At 70.6% G+C, this 15,245-nt stretch carries 17 protein-coding genes; 10 read left to right on the top strand and 7 right to left on the bottom strand.

Features of this window, described 5'->3' with window-relative positions; all coding sequences use genetic code 11:
• Nucleotides 1-37: 37 nt before the first annotated feature.
• From AC507J_RS14070 to AC507J_RS14055, 4 genes are all read left to right on the top strand, one after another.
• Entirely contained in the window at nt 38-1,666 is a 1,629-nt protein-coding gene (locus AC507J_RS14070) for an Ig-like domain-containing protein (protein ID WP_496289586.1), read from the top strand.
• A gap of 55 nt (nt 1,667-1,721) precedes the next feature.
• Complete coding sequence (locus AC507J_RS14065) at nt 1,722-2,174, top strand: LURP-one-related/scramblase family protein (RefSeq protein WP_496289585.1); 453 nt, start codon at nt 1,722-1,724, stop codon at nt 2,172-2,174.
• A gap of 145 nt (nt 2,175-2,319) precedes the next feature.
• Complete coding sequence (locus AC507J_RS14060) at nt 2,320-2,874, top strand: hypothetical protein (RefSeq protein ID WP_496289584.1); 555 nt, start codon at nt 2,320-2,322, stop codon at nt 2,872-2,874.
• A 22-nt stretch (nt 2,875-2,896) separates the two neighbouring features.
• On the top strand, nt 2,897-3,583 hold the full coding sequence (locus AC507J_RS14055; RefSeq protein WP_496289583.1) for a protein-L-isoaspartate O-methyltransferase family protein: 687 nt from the start codon (nt 2,897-2,899) through the stop codon (nt 3,581-3,583).
• Here AC507J_RS14055 and AC507J_RS14050 read toward each other — a convergent pair.
• The gene (locus AC507J_RS14050; protein WP_496289582.1) at nt 3,540-3,731 is read right to left on the bottom strand and encodes a CGNR zinc finger domain-containing protein; all 192 of its coding nucleotides are present in this window, start codon (nt 3,729-3,731) and stop codon (nt 3,540-3,542) included. The genes AC507J_RS14055 and AC507J_RS14050 overlap by 44 nt on opposite strands.
• Nucleotides 3,732-3,781: 50 nt before the next feature.
• Between AC507J_RS14050 and AC507J_RS14045 the strand changes: the two genes are divergently transcribed.
• Nucleotides 3,782-4,048, top strand: a complete 267-nt coding sequence (locus tag AC507J_RS14045) for a hypothetical protein (RefSeq protein ID WP_496289581.1) — start codon at nt 3,782-3,784, stop codon at nt 4,046-4,048.
• Nucleotides 4,049-4,138: 90 nt separating this feature from the next.
• Here AC507J_RS14045 and AC507J_RS14040 read toward each other — a convergent pair whose 3' ends face one another.
• The 3 genes from AC507J_RS14040 to AC507J_RS14030 all read right to left on the bottom strand — a co-directional run bounded on the left by AC507J_RS14040 (nt 4,139) and on the right by AC507J_RS14030 (nt 7,654).
• Nucleotides 4,139-5,632, bottom strand: coding sequence for an alpha/beta hydrolase (locus AC507J_RS14040; protein ID WP_496289580.1), 1,494 nt, complete (start codon nt 5,630-5,632; stop codon nt 4,139-4,141).
• Between the two features lie 268 nt (nt 5,633-5,900).
• A complete protein-coding gene (locus AC507J_RS14035) occupies nt 5,901-6,503 on the bottom strand; it encodes a response regulator transcription factor (protein WP_496289579.1) in 603 nt (200 codons plus the stop codon).
• The gene (locus AC507J_RS14030; protein WP_496289578.1) at nt 6,500-7,654 is read right to left on the bottom strand and encodes a sensor histidine kinase; all 1,155 of its coding nucleotides are present in this window, start codon (nt 7,652-7,654) and stop codon (nt 6,500-6,502) included. Before AC507J_RS14030 ends, AC507J_RS14035 begins: the two co-directional genes overlap by 4 nt.
• A 107-nt stretch (nt 7,655-7,761) precedes the next feature.
• Here AC507J_RS14030 and AC507J_RS14025 point away from each other — a divergent pair, with 107 nt between their 5' ends.
• The 3 genes from AC507J_RS14025 to AC507J_RS14015 are packed head-to-tail and all read left to right on the top strand — an operon-like array spanning nt 7,762 to nt 10,160.
• Complete coding sequence (locus tag AC507J_RS14025; protein ID WP_496289577.1) at nt 7,762-8,649, top strand: ABC transporter ATP-binding protein; 888 nt, start codon at nt 7,762-7,764, stop codon at nt 8,647-8,649.
• 27 nt (nt 8,650-8,676) lie between these two features.
• The gene (locus AC507J_RS14020; RefSeq protein ID WP_496289576.1) at nt 8,677-9,396 is read left to right on the top strand and encodes a hypothetical protein; all 720 of its coding nucleotides are present in this window, start codon (nt 8,677-8,679) and stop codon (nt 9,394-9,396) included.
• Entirely contained in the window at nt 9,393-10,160 is a 768-nt protein-coding gene (locus tag AC507J_RS14015) for an alpha/beta fold hydrolase (protein ID WP_496289575.1), read from the top strand. The genes AC507J_RS14020 and AC507J_RS14015 overlap by 4 nt, the downstream gene beginning before the upstream one ends.
• A gap of 165 nt (nt 10,161-10,325) precedes the next feature.
• Here the strand turns inward: AC507J_RS14015 and AC507J_RS14010 are convergent, their stop codons facing one another.
• Together AC507J_RS14010 and AC507J_RS14005 are read right to left on the bottom strand one after the other, a co-directional pair.
• A complete protein-coding gene (locus tag AC507J_RS14010; RefSeq protein ID WP_496289574.1) occupies nt 10,326-11,444 on the bottom strand; it encodes a Gfo/Idh/MocA family protein in 1,119 nt (372 codons plus the stop codon).
• A complete protein-coding gene (locus tag AC507J_RS14005) occupies nt 11,414-12,124 on the bottom strand; it encodes a ThuA domain-containing protein (RefSeq protein WP_496289573.1) in 711 nt (236 codons plus the stop codon). The genes AC507J_RS14010 and AC507J_RS14005 overlap by 31 nt, the downstream gene beginning before the upstream one ends.
• A gap of 467 nt (nt 12,125-12,591) precedes the next feature.
• Between AC507J_RS14005 and AC507J_RS14000 the strand changes: the two genes are divergently transcribed.
• Nucleotides 12,592-13,245 carry a response regulator transcription factor gene (locus AC507J_RS14000; protein ID WP_496289572.1) on the top strand — a complete coding sequence of 218 codons (654 nt, stop codon included), beginning with the start codon at nt 12,592-12,594 and terminating at the stop codon, nt 13,243-13,245.
• A 9-nt stretch (nt 13,246-13,254) separates the two neighbouring features.
• Entirely contained in the window at nt 13,255-14,505 is a 1,251-nt protein-coding gene (locus AC507J_RS13995) for a sensor histidine kinase (protein WP_496289571.1), read from the top strand.
• A 9-nt stretch (nt 14,506-14,514) separates the two neighbouring features.
• Here AC507J_RS13995 and AC507J_RS13990 read toward each other — a convergent pair whose 3' ends face one another.
• Nucleotides 14,515-15,135, bottom strand: a complete 621-nt coding sequence (locus tag AC507J_RS13990) for a hypothetical protein (RefSeq protein ID WP_496289570.1) — start codon at nt 15,133-15,135, stop codon at nt 14,515-14,517.
• Nucleotides 15,136-15,245 lie beyond the last annotated feature (110 nt).

Genomic DNA, 15,245 nt, shown 5'->3' with positions numbered 1-15,245 from the left:
CATCGAATTGACTGATGTCGATGGGCAGGGGTTGCCGATGAGGAAACGCCTCGCCGCGCTGGCCGCCGCCGCGCTCGCCGCCGCCTCGGGCGCCCTCGTCCCGGTGCTGCCGGCCTCCGCCGCCAACGGATGCGCCGTGGAGTTCAAGACGCGGTTCCACTACGCGTCGATGCTCCGCGGCGAGTTCACCATCCTCAGCATGGGCCGTCCGCTGCCCGAGTGGACGCTCAGCTTCCAGCTCCGGTACCCGAGTGTGCAGCTCAAACACGTCGACGGCGTGCACTGGGAGCAGCACGGCGGGCAGGTCACGCTGCGCAGCCTGCCCGGCGGCGACCTGCCGGCAGAGCAGCCGAGGTCCTTCTCGTACGTCATGACGTACGGGGTCAAGGGCAGCGCCCCGGACGCCTTCACCCTCAACGGCGTCAGCTGCGCTACCGCGCTGCCGCCATGGACTTCGCCCGGCCCGACAGCACCGGGCACGCCGAACCCCACGGCGAGCCTGTCCCCCGGTCCCAGCCTCTCCCCCAGCCCTGGGCCCGACCCGAACCGGCCGGTCGTGCAGATGACGCGGCCCGAGCACGGTGACCACTTCTTCGCCCCCGCGACGATCATGCTGGCGGCCAATGCCACGCCCGCGCCGGGCCGGCGGATCACCCGGGTGGAGTTCTTCGCCCTGGACCGTTCGCCGGAGCCGGTCCCGCTCGGCACCGACACGACCGCGCCGTACACCGCCCGGTGGCAGGACGTGCCGGCCGGCAGCTACACCCTGCTCGCCTGGGCGTACGACAACCAGGGCGCGAAACAGAGCAGTGCCGCCCCGCACGTGCGGGTGCTCACTCCCGGCGAGGAACGACAAGCGCCCTACGTCAGCGTGGTGCGGGACCGGCTCTGGGGCATCTCCCCGGTCATCGACGAGGTGACTCCCCGCCGGCTGGCACCGCTCGCGCGCACCGGCGCGGAGTCCCGCTGCGTGCAGGGGCGGGGCATCTGGGACGGACCGGTCGACGCGAACGCCGTGGCCCGGCTCGTCGCCCGCGGCATCCAGGCCGTCTACCTCCCGCTCAACGAGGCGTGCTGGCTCGGCCTGCCGTACGTCGACCCGCGCTACGGCGGCGAACCGTACCGGCAGGAGGTCGTGACGTACACGCAGCGGCTGACCGCCGTCGGCATCACGCCGATCGTGGCGCTCGCCTGGAGCCACGGCCGCTACACCGGTCCGGGTGCGATCTGCCGGGACGAGCGGGCGGTCTGCGCCAAGCCGATGCCGGACGCCGCACACGCCATCGACTTCTGGCAGAGCGTCGGCCGGACCCTGGGCACCGAAGCGGTGGTGTACGACCTCTTCACGGCCCCGTACCCGGACCGGGCGATAAACGACCCGGCCCGCGCCTGGACCTGTTGGCGCGAGGGTGACGAGGCGTGTGCCGCGCTCGGCTATCCGACGGTCGGCATGCGGTTGCTACTGGCCGCCGTCCGGACCGGCTCCTACGGCGTGCTGCTCGCGGCCGGCCTGGACGGTGGGAACGACCTCGCACAGTGGAGTCGCTACCGGCCGGAGGACCCGGTCCACAACCTGGCCGCGGCCTGGCGACCGGCGGCATCCGGTGAGTGCCGGCCGCCGGTGCTGGCATCGGCACCCGTCGTCGTCACGGCCGCCTGCCCTTGACGCCTGACCTCGCCACTTTCGGAAGCAGCTGTCGGAAACTGCCTACTCTGGTGGCATGGAGGCTCAGAGGGTCAGCGTCTGGCGGAACCGCTACCGCGTGACGGATCGAGGCCGTGAGATCGCGGTGTGGGACAGCTCGGTGTGGAAGAGCGGTGGCGAGTTCGAGCTGGACGGGCGACGCTATCAGGTCCGCTCCAACGCGTGGGGCAACAAGTACACGATGGTCGACGACGCGGGAACCCTTGTCGCCTCGGCCGACCGGGTGGGCCGCAAGCGGTGGAGCGTCGAGGCGGGCGGAGAGACCTACCAGTTCCGGCGTAAGTCCGTGTGGAGTGGCGAGGAGGAACTGATCCTCGGCGACACCCGGGTGGGCTCGGTCCGGAAGACAAGCGTCTGGCGCGGCGATGTCGCCATCGAGCTGCCGGGCCTCACGACCGCGTTGCAGCTCTTCGTCTTCGCCGTGGTCGTCAGCATGTGGGACGCACAGGCCGCAGCGGCAGGAAGCTGAGACCCCGGCCAGAGTTCGGGTCAGCGAGCCCACTGCATGGGCCGGCGCGCCCGGCTGACGCTGGGAAGGGCTTGACGCGCCGACCGCCAGCGCGCATCGTCAAGTTACATCGACAACCTCAGATGTTTCGACACGGGGAGGACTGATGAAGGCCCTCGTCACCGCCGCCTCGGCTGCCGCCCTGCTGCTCCTGGCCACCGCCAGCGCACCCCACAGCCGGCCGGCGGCCGACGCCCCCTGCGGCGGGCAGATCCACGCGAACCCGGGGTTCGAGCGCGGCACCACCGGCTGGACTGCCGGCCCCCGCATCGTCGTGCTCGGCGACGCGGCCCGGCCCGCACACACCGGCCGCGCGTATGCCGCCTTCGCCGGGCTGGACGTGACGCGTACCGACCTGCTGCGTACCACCGTCACGGTGCCGGCCGACTGCGACCTGACGATCCGCTTCTGGGTCCGGACCACCACCACGGAGATCAGCCGTGGCGACTACCTCAACGTCGGGTTGGCGGTCACCGGGACGCTGCCGAAGACGAGGTTCTCGCTGGCCTTCGACGGCGGGTCGCAGTGGCGGCAGTACTCCATGTCGACGGGTACGGCGCCGACCGAGCGCACCGCGACGGTCAGCTTCCTCGCCAGCGAGACGGCCGGCAACGGAGTCACGGCCTTCGACGTCGACGACGTCACCTTCACGTTGAGCTGACCACAGCGGGGGGACCGCCACGGTGAGCCACGCATCCGTGTTCGGCGGCGTGCCCGAGCCCTACTACGTCCACAACGAGCATCGCGGTGAGACCCTGCACCGCTCCGCCACCGAGTCCATCCACCGCGAGGTGATCGCCCTCGACGTAGCTGACGGGGCGCGCGTGCTGGAGATCGGCACCGGCACTGGATACTCCGGCGCGTTGCTGGCCGCCCTGGCCGGGCCTTCCGGTCGCGTGACAAGCGTCGACATCAGCGACCACCTGGTGGGCTGGGCCGTCCGGTTGCACCGCCAACGCGGCCTGAGCACCATCACATGCCATGCCACCGACGGCCTGGCCGGCTACCCGCCGCACGCCCCCTACCAGCGGGTCGTGGCCTGGTGTACACCGCCACGACTCCCCCGCGCGTGGGTGGACCAGCTGACCCCCGACGGTCGGATCGTGACCTGTCTACCCATCGCCGGGCAGCCATCCAGCACCCTGATCACGACCATCAACCTCATCGCAGGACAACCACGCGTCGACACGATCACCTTCGGTGGCTATGCCCAGAGCACCACAGGCCCGGTGGACGACGCGCTGACCATCCCCGGCCGCTGGGTGGACCACATCCGCCAACATCCCGACATCTGGGCGCCAGGGACGAGGCGTCCGGCGACCCCGGTCAGGAATCTGTTCGTGTTCGCCGGTAGTGCCGACGGGCCTTGAGGCGGTTTCCGCAGGTCGCCATCGAGCACCAGCGGGCGGTGTTCGCCCGGCTGCGGTCGACCAGGAAGAGGCGGCACTCGTCGTTCGCACAGGGCCGGAGGCGGCCTCGCGCAGGCCGGCCCAGGTGATCACCGCTCGGACCACACACCGCTGATCGGGTGGAGCCGTCAACGACCAGTCGAGTCGCGTGGCCGTCAGGTGGGGGATCTGGCAGGCCTCCGCCAGCAGCGGCGCGAGAGAGTCGGCCGTCAGCTCACCACGGGTGACGCCCTGGAGCAGGGGGCGGGCGGATCGGACGGCCGCCAGTTCATCGGGGGTGCCGGTGCCGCCGAACTCCCGCAGGGCCGAGCGGGCCGGCGACGGATCGGCGAGAAGATCGCGCGGCTCGCCGTCGAGCACCGGGGTGCTGTTGAGGATGAACAAGAGGAGGTCTTCGTCGGTCGAGCCGGCCACCACGTCCCCTAACAGTTAAGCCCGTCGGAGCCAGCGCTGACACCTCGGCGCCGAGGGCGCGGAACTGGGCTGTTCCGGGCCCTCGGCTGCTCCGGTTCGAGGTCAGTCGCCCCGGCAGGTCGTGTCCCTGGCCGGCATCGTCCCCTCCACCAGGTACGACGTGGTGAGGTTCAAGGCACAGGCGTTGCCGCTCAGCACGTAGACGCCGTGCCCGCTCTCGTTGGCGGTCACCAGCCGGGCCCGCTGCCCGAACTTCTCGCGCAGCAGCTTGCCACCCGCCAACGGGGTGACCGGGTCCTGCCGGTTCTGCAGAATCAGCACGTTGCGCCGGCCCTCATCCGAGATCTTGACGGGCGGCTCGGCCGGCTCGTACTTCCAGAAGGCGCACGGAGTGATGTTGGCGCTGGCCGCACCGAACAGCGGGAACCGCTCGCGGTCCTGCGCGACCGCCCGCCGGTAGCTGTCCACGTCCTCGGGCCACTCGACATCGTTGCAGGTCACGGCGAGAAACACCGTGAAGGCGTTGTCCGTAGGACTGGGCGTTGCCGCCGTCGCCCGCGGCGCCTGGCCGGGGTCCAGGTACGACTGCCAGATCCGCGCGAGGCTTCCGTACTGCCTCTCGTGGTAGAGGTGGCCGAAGGTGAGGAACCGGAAGATGGGGCCGGTGAGTCCGTCGGGTGTCGGCGTCTCGTCGAGACGTTCGGCGATGGTGAAGTAGGTCCTGCGCACCTGCTGCGGCGTGCGGCCCAGCCCGTAGGAGTCGTGTCGTGCCGCCGCCCACGTCGCGAAGTCGGGGAACGTCTGCTCCATGCCGAGCGCGAACCGGCGCAGACCGGCACGGTCGAGATGGGTGTCGCCGAGGTTGCTGTCCAGCACGACCCGGTCGGTGCTCTCCGGGAACATCGAGACGTACGCCGCACCCAGCGCCGAGCCGTAGGACGCCCCGTAGAAGCTGGCCTTCTCCGCGCCGAGCGCGGCCCGGATCCGGTCCAGGTCACGAGCCATGTTGGCGGTCGTCAGGTGCCGCAGCCGCCCCTCGGTGTCGTTCTCCGCACACCGGGCGGCGACCTCCTCGGCGATCTCCGCCTGCCGGGTCACCGCCGCGTCGTCTGGCGCGTACGGCGGGATGTTGGCCCAGTAGGCGTCGTCGGCGGTGAAGCCGCAGCTCACCGGCGCCGAATGCCCCACCCCCCGGGTGTCCATGCCGATCAGGTCATAGGCGTCCATCACACTGGCCGGCAGTCCCTGGCCGGCCAGGAACCCCGGCTGGTCCAGCCCGGTGCCGCCCGGCCCGCCCGGGTTGAACATCAGCACGCCGCGCCGCTTCTCCGGCTTCGTGCTCGCGATCCGCGACACCATGATCTCGATCTGGGTACCGTCCGGGTCGGCATAGTCCAGCGGAACCGGCACCGTCGTGCACTGCAGTGCCGCCTGCACCACGGGCGGCACCACCACGTCCTCCGGGCACGCCGCCCACTGCAGACCCGCCGTCGGTTTCCCTGCCCTCGGCTCTCCGGCAGTCGCCGGGATGACCGCGGCCAGTGCGCCGACCATGCCGACCATCCCCATCAGGGCGATGCCACTTCTTCGATGCACGTCCAGGTCTCCTGTCCCTCGTTGCGTTGGCCACTGGCTCAGCCGGGATCAGAGACCAGGTCGGTTCTGAATCCGTAGCCGAGGCGGACCTCCTCGATGACAGCGGCCCGCGCGGCATCGCGTCAGTGCCGCCACGTCACCGCCCCGTGTGACATGGCGACACTGGCCGCGGTCCAACACGTCGATAGCCTGAATACGCCGGTATCGACCTGGCCGCGCATGGCGAGGCTGGCCGAGCATGGCGCGAGGATCCGCTGGATCTCCGCTCTCACAGCCAGTCGTGTTCGCGGGCGTAGCGCGCCGCTTCGTGGCGGGTTCGGGTCTGGGTCTTGCGCATGGCGTTGGAGAGGTAGTTGCGGACGGTGCCCGGCGCGAGGTGGAGCCGGGCGGCGATGTCGGCGACCGAGTAGCCCTCGCCGGTGACCCGCAGCACGTCGGCCTCGCGGTCGGTGAGGGGGCAGTCCTCGGTGACGGCGAGCGCGGACACGTCCGGGTCGATCCAGCGTTTACCCGCGTGCAGGGTGGCGATGACCGAGGTGATGTGGGCCGGCTCGGCGGACTTGCTGACGAAGCCCTGGACGCCGAGCTTCAACGCCTTGCGCAGCACGCCGGGGCGGGCGTGCCGGGTCAGCATGAGGACCAGCTGCTCCGGGCGCGCGTGGCGGATCTGCTCGACCGCCTCGAGTCCGTCCATGCCCGGCATCTCCAGGTCGATGACCAGCACGTCGGGCCGGTGCCGCAGGGTGGCCTCGACGGCCGTCTGGCCGTCGGACGCCTCGGCGAGGACGGTGATGTCGCCCTCCATCGGCAGTAGCGCGGCCAGGGCCGTGCGCAGCAGCACCTCGTCGTCGGCGAGCACGATTGTCGTCATCTGCCGGCATCCTCCGATGCTGTCGGGGCCACACCCACCCGAGCCGGCGGAATGACCGCAGCCGTCAGGAACCGCCCGTTGGTCTGTTCCACGGTCAGCTCACCTCCGTCGCCCGCGAGCCGTTGCCTGAGTGCCGCCAGCCCTCGAAGCTCGGGGAGCGTGGCGGCGCTCACCCCGTCGTTGACGATTGTTATTCCCGCCTCGGCCAGGGTGATCTGCACCTGGGTGGCCTGTGCGTGGCGCAGGATGTTTGTGGTGGTCTCCCGCAGCACCTGGCCGAGCAGTTCGCTGGCGCGGGCGTCGACCTCGGCCTCCCGGGTTACCCGCACCCGGATGCCCGCGGCCTCGAACAGGTTCTTCGCGTTCTCGATCTCCGCGGTGAGGTTGAGTCGTCGCTGGGCGTACGCGAGTTCCTTGGTCTGCGCGATGGTGTCACTGACCAGCGCGTACGTCTCCCGCAGTTCCTTCTCCGCCCGCTCGGTGTCGCGGGACAGCAGTCGCTGGGCCAGGGCGATCTTCAGCTTGACCACGTGCAGGGTGTGGCCCTGAATGTCGTGCAGGTCGCTGGCGAACCGGACACGTTCCCGCACCACGGCCAGCTCCGCCGCGCGTTCCCGGGTCTGTTCGAGTTCCCGGATCAGGTCGTAGAAGCGCTCGCCCAGCACCGTGAAAACAGTCACCAGGACGGTGAGAACCGTCGGGACGAGGACGTACACGCGCAACACCTCGCCTACGTCGTCCCGCTCCACCAGCAGCCGCGCCGCGCCGACGGCGGCTACGTAGGTGAACAGGCCGGCAATCGTCAGCGCCCGATGTCGCCGCACCTCGCGCAGGGCGAGGGAACCCACGGCGCAGACGCCCCAGTAGGCGTTGGGGCTACCGGTCACCAGCACCCCCGCCGGCCACACCGCCGCCCCGACGATCAAGCAGGGCAGCGCGAACCGGGCCAGGTCGTCGGCCGTCCACCGTTCGAAGGCCACCACGGCCGCCACGGCACCCGGCGCCAGGATGGCGATGTGCCACCAGGCATGGGCGTCGACGTACAACAGGATCACCGCGGCGACCACCACGGGCGGCAGTGACGTGGCAAGACTGAGCCGGCGCAGCCGTCCCTGCGTCGACTCGGTGAAACGCGGTGATCTCGCCGTCACCACCCCATTATCCGGCAGCCACCGGCCGCGACCAGTGACACCACGTCACGTGCGGCCGTGACACCGCGCCACTGGCGGGCCGGCTACGTCCGCGCTGTCATGGGTGCATGTCCACCACACCAATCATCGAGGTCGACCGGCTGAACCTCACCTACGGCGACTTCCACGCGGTCAAGGATCTCTCCTTCGAGGTACGACCCGGGGAGCTCTACGCGCTGCTCGGTACCAACGGGGCCGGGAAGACCTCGACCCTGGAGGTTGTCGAGGGGCACCGGAGGCCGACCTCCGGCACCGTACGCGTCTTCGGGCACGACCCGCAGGACCGGCGCGCGGTCCGGCCCCGGATGGGTGTCATGCTCCAGGAGAGCGGGTTCTCCCCGGACCTCACGGTCCGCGAGTCCGTCGGCCTGATCGGCCGGCTCAGCGGGCGTACGGACGACGTCGACCGGGTGCTCGACGTCGTCGGCCTGACCGACCGGGCCGGCCGGCAGGTGTCCCAGCTCTCCGGCGGCGAGAAACGGCGGCTGGACTTCGCCACCGCCGTCTACGGCACCCCGGAGCTGATCTTCCTCGACGAGCCGACCACCGGCCTGGACATCCAGTCCCGCGACGCGGTCTGGGCGACGGTGGACCGGCTCCGCGAGAACGGCGCGTCCATCGTGCTCACCACCCACTACCTTGAGGAGGCGCAGCAACGCGCCGACCGGATCGGGCTGATGCACCAGGGCAGCCTCCACCGCGAGGGCACCGTCTCCGAGCTGACCCGCACCCTGCCTGCGGTGATCCGGTTCTCCCTCCCCGCGCCGGCGCCGTCGCTGCCGCTGCCGCTGCCGGCCACGGTCGACGCCGACGGAAAGGTCCTGGTGGAGACCTTCGCCCTCCAGAAGGACCTGTACCTGCTGCTGCGGTGGGCAGAGGACCAGGCGGTCCAGTTGCGGGACCTGCAGGCCGGGCCGACCCGACTCGACGACGTGTTCCGCGCCATCAACAACTGATCGTCCTGCCCCGTAAGGAGCGTCGCCATGTTCTCCATCGCTGCCAGCGAACTGATCCAGATCTTCCGCAACCGGCTGGTGCTGATCACCAGCCTCATCGTTCCGGTGGCCGTCTCCGCCCTCTTCGTACGCCAGCACGAGACCTTCGCCGCCATCGGCAGCCTCGGCTACATCGCGGCGATCGTGATGTTCACCGTCGCCGCGTTCGGGCTCTACGCCACCGCCGTCACCACCCTGGCCTCCCGGCGCCAGAATCTCTTCCTCAAACGACTGCGCTCCACCGCGGCCGGCGACGCCGGCATCCTCACCGGCCTGCTGCTGCCCGTCGCCGTGCTCGCCGTGATCCAGGTGACCGCGATCCTGATCGCGCTGGCCGTGGTCGCCGGTGGACCGGCCAACAGTGCCCTGCTCGTGGCGGCGATCCTCGCGACCCTGGCCATGATGATCGGCCTGGCCCTGGCCACTGCTGGTCTGACCAACTCTCCCGAACACGCCCAGGTCACCACCCTGCCCGTCACCCTCGGCGTGATCGCGGTGGCCAGTTGGGTGGGCATCAGCGGCACCGCGGACCTCGCCTGGCTGAAGCGGCTGCTGCCCGGCGGCGCGGCCACCGAACTGACAATGAACGCCTGGAACGGCGGCGTCGCGGTGACCGAATCCCTGCTCCTGCTCGCGCCAACGATCGGCTGGGTCGTCATCGCCGTCGCGCTGGCCACCCGACTCTTCCGCTGGGAGCCCCGCCGATGACCGCCGAGACCGGTCGGACCATTACCCTCGCCCATGACGTCGACGGCACCGGGCGCCCGCTCCTGGCGATCCACGGCATGACCGAGGACCGCCACTTCTGGGATCGGGTGCCACTGGCCGCGCACTTCCGCACCGTCCGCGTCGACCTGCGCGGCCACGGTGACTCCCCGCGCGTGGGTCCGTACGACCCGCTGACCATGGCCGCCGATGTGCACGAGGTCGTCCGTACCCTGGGCATCGCGCAACGCCCCCTGGTCGTCGGGCACTCCTACGGCGCGGTGGTGGCCACCGCCTACGCCGCACGCTTCCCGGCGCGCGGCGTGGTCAACATCGACCAGAGCCTCGACGTCACGCCCGTGCCGGCACGGATGGCCCAGGCCCTGCGCGGCGACGCCTTCGCCGACGCCATGACCTCGGCCTTCACCAGGTCGTACGGGAAACTGGACCCTGCCGTCGCCGACGACCTCCAGGCACGGCGGAAAATACGCCAGGACGTCCTGCTCGGCATGTGGGCACCCCTGCTCGACCTCGGACCGCAGGAGCTGACCGCGTACATGGCGAACCTGATGCCGACGCGACAACCCATCCCGTACCTGTCACTGCACGGTCTGCCCGTGGCCGATGACTACCCGGACTGGCTGCGCAGCCGCATCCCCGGCGCACTCGTCGAATCAGCGCCCGCCACCACCCACTATCCCCACCTGGCCGACCCCGCCTGGTTCATGGGACGGTTGATCGCCTTCGACGACGCCCACGTGCGGTAATCAGTAGTGCTCCTCGATCGGCCTACGGGCCTCGGCGAACAGCGCCGGCCCGGTCGGCGATGTCGATCGCCTGCCGGAGGAACGTCTCGTCGTCGGGGGTCATCGGTCCTCCATGGGTTGCTGGTCGACGCGGGTCCTGCCGACCCATCGCGTCGCCGACGGCAGTCAGCACCCGGGCGCGCGGGCTGACTGCCACTCCTCGGCCGGCGTGAACGGGACGGGTGCGGGACGTTCGACAGCCGTCGTCAGCTCGATCCGCCGACCCTCGGCGGCGGAACGGAGCAGGGCGGTCATGATGTCGAGTACGTGCAGCGCCACCTCACCGCTGGCCCGTGGCGGACGTATCGCGTCGGCCCGGACCAGGTCGATCAGGCCGATCCCGCGGGAGGCGGCGACGTAGCCGGCGCGCGGTTCGAGGGCACGCCACCCGGGGCCGTCGAGCGCGAGATGGCGGACCTCGCCGTCGAAGTTGTTCGGATCGGGTACGGCGAGGGTGCCGCTCTCCCCGTGCACCTCGATCGGTGCGGCCGTCGTCGCGACACCGTCGAAGCTGGTCGTGAGGGTGGTCAGGGCGCCGCCCGCGTGTTCCAGCACACCGGTCACGTGGGTCGGCACCTCGACCGGGATCCGCTGCCCCTGCCGGGGACCCGAGCCGATCACCCGGGCGTCACGCAGCTGGCTGGCCGCCCCGATCACCGCACGGACCGGTCCGAGCAGGTGGACCAGTGCCGAGATGTAGTACGGCCCCATGTCCAGCAGTGGGCCACCGCCCGGGGCGTAGTAGAAGTCGGGGGCAGGGTGCCAGCGCTCGTGTCCTGCGGTGACCATGACGGCCGATGCCCAGAGCGGGCGCCCGATCAGTCCGTCGTCGATCGCCGCTCGGGCGGTCTGCGTACCGGTGCCCAGGACGGTGTCCGGTGCGCAACCGACGCGGACGCTGGCCGACGCCGCCCGGTCGATGATCGACCGACCCTCCGGGAACGTGACGGTGAGCGGCTTCTCGACGTAGACGTTCCGGCCCGCGTCGATCGCCGCGCCCGAGATCTCGGCGTGCGCCGCCGGAATTGTCAGGTTGAGTACCGTCGCCACGTCGGGATGGTGCAGCAGTCGCTCGACGCTCACCGCCTCGGCGCCGGGAATCGTGGCGGCGGCAGCGTGCGCCCGGGCCGCGTCCAGGTCGGCCACCGCGACGACGCGCACGGTGGGATGGTTGGCGAGCGTGCTCAGGTACGCGCGGGAGATGACCCCGAGACCTACGATGCCGACGCCGTGCGGGTCGCCCACACCATCCCCCTTTCGATTACGGTACGGACGCAGGGGTGCTCCAGCACGTCGAGGCTGTGCCCCGGAGTCGTCACGACGATCCGCCCGGCGCCCCAGTTCCGGGTCCAGATCGCCGGCGAGGTGACCGGGCGGTGCCACGGGTGCCACGCCCGCGTCGGGTGGGTGGTGGTGGCCAGTACCTCGATCAGGTCGTCGTGCAGCACCCAGTACTGCTCGGTGACCAGGTCGAAGTCCTCGATCCCGGCGGTGATCGGATGCTCCCGACCGAGCTCAGTGATCTTGACCGAGTGGGGCAGGAAGTTGTCCTTCTCCCCGCCGCCACGCTCGCACGGCTGAACGCCCGGATGGGTGGCGAACTGGCCGCCCACCAGGTGCAGGTACTCCGAGCAGGCGCGGAACGAGTCGACGATGCCGCCGTGCCAGCCGGTGAAACCGGTCCCGGCGACGACCGCCGCGGCCAGACCGGCCGCCTGCTCCCCGGTGATCTGCGACATCGTCACGCACTGCACGATGAGGTCGGTGGCGGCCATTTCGGTGGCGTCGGCGTAGATCTCCGTCGACCCCTCCACCCGTACCGCGTATCCGCCGCGTTCGAGGAACGGGATGAACAACTCCGTCGCCTCGACCGGCCGGTGGCCCTCCCACCCGCCCCGGACCACGAGGGCTCTCCGCTGCACCACACCCGCTCCCTCCCCGGTCCGTCACCCGGGCCACCGCTGTCGCCCGGCCGACGCCCGCACCTTGCGATCATCGATAACCGTACCGGGCCGCCACACTGTCCAGCAGCACCAGACGACCGGCCGGCGTGACAGCGACCTGCCGGTGTCACGCCACCGATGTGCCGCAGAAGGAGCAGGACTCCCGCTCCGACCAGCTCACCCGGTCCGGGCCGTCGCCCCGCCGGCCGGCATTCGGCGGCGCGCGAATGCCGTTCCGGTCACTGAAACAAATGGGCAAAGAATGTTCGCGCAGCTCAATGCCGAGGACGACCGCGAGGATCCGGAGAACGGGGCCGCCGGCTTCAACGACGCAGGATGAAACCTTGACGACACCGGGCGTGTTGCATCCTGGAAAAGGGGCCCTACTCCGGGGCGCGGAACCATTTAAACGGCTGGGAAACCCGGTCAGAACAACGACAGGGGTCAGGGTGCGGGTACTGCTCATCGAGGATGACGAGGAACACGCCCAGGTCATCGCGGCCGGGTTACGCCGGATGCGGATGAGCGTCGACGTGGCGTTCGACGGGACGCTCGGCCTGGAACGCGCCGAGACCAACGACTACGACGTCGTGGTCCTCGACCGGGACCTGCCCGGCATCCACGGCGACGACGTCTGCAAGAGTCTGATCGCGGCCGGCCGGCGCAGCCGGGTGCTGATGCTCACCGCCGCCGCCACCACCGAGGACCTGGTCGAGGGATTCGGCCTGGGCGCCGACGACTATCTGCCGAAACCGTTCGACTTTCCGGTGCTGGTCGCCCGGATCAGCGCCCTCGCCCGGCGGGCCCAGCCCGCACACCCACCGCAGCTGCGGCACGGCGATCTGCTGCTCGACTCGGCCCAACGGGTGGCCTACCGCGACGGACGCGAGCTGGATCTGACGCCGAAGCAGTTCGGGGTGCTGGAGCTGCTGCTGGCCGCGCAGGGACGGGTGGTCTCGGCCGAGGAGCTCCTCGAGCGGGTCTGGGACGAGACGGCCGACCCGTTCACCCACGCCGTCAAGATCACCATCAGTCGGCTGCGGGCGAAGCTGGGTGATCCGCCGATCATCCAGACCGTCGCGAAGTCCGGCTACCGGATCTGAGGTTCGCCCATGCCCACCCTCCGCCGCCTGACCGCCGCGTTCAGCCCGCCCCGACCGACCCTGCGGCTGCGCCTCGCGCTACTGCTCGCCGCGTTGTTCACCCTCTTCGGCGCGGGCCTGCTGGCCGCGACCTACGTACTGGTCAACCACGCCACCCAGGACACGCTGAGCTATCGCGGCTCAGACGGACTGGTCGGCACGATCGACCTGGGCCCGGCCGGCGGGATCAACGGGCAGAGCCCGAGGTTGCCCAGCCCGCCACCCGGCGGACCGGACACCGACTCGCTGCGCGACCAGGCGATGGCCCAGCGGTCCGACCAGATGCGGATCCTCCTGGTCCAGTCCGGGGTCGCGCTGGCCGGGATGGCCGCGTTCTCGGTGCTGCTCGGCTGGTTCGTCGCCGGCCGGTTCCTGGCCCGCCTGCGCACCATCACCACGGCCGCGCAGACCATTTCGGCGACCAACCTGCACGAGCGGCTCGCCCTTGCCGGGCCGGACGACGAACTCAAGGAGCTCGGCGACACGTTCGACGGACTGCTGGCCCGGCTCGAGTCGTCCTTCACGGCCCAACGCCAGTTCGTCGCAAACGCCTCGCACGAACTGCGCTCCCCGCTGGCCCGGCAGCGGTCGATCTCCCAGGTCGCGCTCGCCGACCCGGACGCCGACGCGGACTCGTTGCGCGCCGCGCACCTACGCGTGCTGGCCGCCGGTGAACAGCAGGAACGGTTGATCGAGGCGATGCTGACGCTGGCCCGCAGTCAGATCGGCTTCGACACCACCAGCCCGTTCGACCTGCGGGACCTGGCCGAGCGGGCGCTCGAGGTCCGGCGCGGCGAGGCCTCGGCGCTCGATCTGCGCCTACGGGAGCGACTCGACGGGGCACCGGCGTCCGGCGATCCGCGGCTGGCCGAGCGGTTGATCACCAACCTCGTCGATAACGCACTGCGGCACAACGTGGCGGGCGGCGACATCGAGGTCACCACCGAGGTCCGCGCCGGTCGCCCGGTCCTGACCGTCGCCAACTCCGGCCCGGTGCTCACCGAGGACGCCATCCACCGGATGATCCAGCCGTTTCAGCGGCTGACCGCGGCGCGCACCCGCAAGACCGACGGGCTCGGGCTCGGATTGTCAATCGTCGAGGCGATCGCCAAGGTGCACAACGCGACGCTGGAGGCCCGCCCCCGCCCCGGCGGCGGGCTCACCGTGGAGGTGACCTTCCCGGCTCGCGCCCGTACCGGCAACGAGTCCGCCCCGGGCTGACCGGCCCGGTCAGCTCGGGGCGCCGGACTCGACGACCTTCGGCCCGCCGGCGACCCTGGACAGGATCGGCTGGCACTTGGCGTCCGCGTCGCGGAAGATCTGCCCGTTCGGATCGACACCGAGAGTGTCGCCGTTGATGTTCAGACCCCCCTCGGCCGTGGGGTCCGGGAACTTCGGCACGCCGTTCTCCCGCATACATTTTGCATACTCCAGGGTGGCCTTCGCGACGTCCGGCGGCGGTGCGCCCTGGCCGTTGGCCACGGCCGGTGGCAACTTCGACCGGCACGCCTGATCGGCCGACTTGAACTGCACCGAGTTGGTGTCCAGCTTGTTGCCGTCGAGGTTGAACCTGCCGTCCGCGTTCGGGTCCGGGAAGTCCGCGACGCCGTTGTCCCGCATGCACTTCGCATACTCGATCATGCTGCCCTCGCCGCTCGCGTTGCCCACGCCGGAGGAGGCGGCCGCCGACGAGCTCGGCACGGAGGCGACGTTCTGGCCACCGTCCGAGGATTTGTCGCCACACGCGCCGGCAAGCATCACCAACCCGGTGAGCCCGGCCAGCAGGCCGGCCAGCGCCGCTGGGCGGCGGCGCCCCCCGGACCGGAGGCCATGAACAGTGTTGCTACCCATCATCTTCACCTTTCCTAACGACTACCACAAATAGGAACTTCTTGGATATATCGACCTAATCACCGCGCCCGGATCCCACCCGTGACGTACGGCCGCCACGCCGCCGTCCA

It is taken from the genome of Micromonospora sp. PRAS1, from assembly GCF_059553435.1.
Note: the sequence above shows the minus strand (reverse complement) of the source record. Positions and strands in the feature narration are given on the sequence as shown.

Excerpts from the sequence above, each read along its gene's own strand:
- AC507J_RS14070 (WP_496289586.1), top strand. The coding sequence starts at position 38 with ATGAGGAAACGCCTCGCCGCGCTGGCCGCCGCCGCGCTCGCCGCCGCC.
- AC507J_RS14065 (WP_496289585.1), top strand. The coding sequence starts at position 1,722 with ATGGAGGCTCAGAGGGTCAGCGTCTGGCGGAACCGCTACCGCGTGACG.
- AC507J_RS14060 (WP_496289584.1), top strand. The coding sequence starts at position 2,320 with ATGAAGGCCCTCGTCACCGCCGCCTCGGCTGCCGCCCTGCTGCTCCTG.
- AC507J_RS14035 (WP_496289579.1), bottom strand. The coding sequence starts at position 6,503 with ATGACGACAATCGTGCTCGCCGACGACGAGGTGCTGCTGCGCACGGCC.
- AC507J_RS14025 (WP_496289577.1), top strand. The coding sequence starts at position 7,762 with ATGTCCACCACACCAATCATCGAGGTCGACCGGCTGAACCTCACCTAC.
- AC507J_RS14020 (WP_496289576.1), top strand. The coding sequence starts at position 8,677 with ATGTTCTCCATCGCTGCCAGCGAACTGATCCAGATCTTCCGCAACCGG.
- AC507J_RS14015 (WP_496289575.1), top strand. The coding sequence starts at position 9,393 with ATGACCGCCGAGACCGGTCGGACCATTACCCTCGCCCATGACGTCGAC.
- AC507J_RS13995 (WP_496289571.1), top strand. The coding sequence starts at position 13,255 with ATGCCCACCCTCCGCCGCCTGACCGCCGCGTTCAGCCCGCCCCGACCG.
- AC507J_RS13990 (WP_496289570.1), bottom strand. The coding sequence starts at position 15,135 with ATGGGTAGCAACACTGTTCATGGCCTCCGGTCCGGGGGGCGCCGCCGC.